A 689-nucleotide genomic window follows, 5' to 3' on the forward strand; every position below is an offset into this window, starting at 1 on the left:
CTAAAAGTTATTTCCCTTTTTTGTCGAATAACGCTTAATTATAAACAACAAGTTAGTTTTTTTCGGTGAAACAGAATGGTTGTAAATTACCCCGGAGAATTTGAAGTAAACGGCAAAAAAATTGTGATAGACGAAGACGGTTTTCTTCAGAATCCTGAAGCGTGGGATGAGAAAGTAGCAGAGTGGATGGCTATAAACATAGAAGGAATAACGCAGCTTACTGAAAGGCACTGGAAGCTTATAAGGTATCTTAGAAAATACTGGGAAACCTATGGTGTATGTCCTCCTGTAAAGATACTGTTAAAGGAAACCGGTGAAACTTTGGAAAGCATATACGAGCTTTTCCCTGACGGACCAGCTCACGGAGCATGCAAGGTAGCAGGCGCACCAAAGCCCAGGGATGCGTATAAACGGATGGAATGTGAAACTCCCAGGTTAATTGTTTCATCCTATAAAGGAAAAAACGGTAAAACTTTAGCTTCTATAGCTTTAGCCCGTTCTCTGATTGCCCACGGATACAGGGTTTCCATGTTCAAAGTTGGACCTGACTACATAGATCCGAGCTATCATGCAGCGGTTACAGGAGAACCCAGCAGGAACCTGGATAAAATTTTAATGGGAAACAAAGTGGTTGAAAGGTTCTGCAGGTATTCTTCGGGTTCGGATATAGCTATCATTGAGGGCGTTGC

At 41.8% G+C, this 689-nt stretch carries 1 protein-coding gene; it reads left to right on the plus strand.

The window, feature by feature from the left end; genetic code table 11:
- Positions 1–75: 75 nt before the first annotated feature.
- Positions 76–689, plus strand: a 614-nt coding sequence (locus tag ACP5L5_RS11765; RefSeq protein ID WP_428764014.1) for a TusE/DsrC/DsvC family sulfur relay protein, incomplete at its 3' end; no start/stop codon positions are given.

Origin of the sequence: Vulcanisaeta sp. (genome assembly GCF_049966235.1) — an archaeon.
Taxonomy (GTDB): Archaea; Thermoproteota; Thermoprotei; order Thermoproteales; family Thermocladiaceae; genus Vulcanisaeta; species Vulcanisaeta moutnovskia.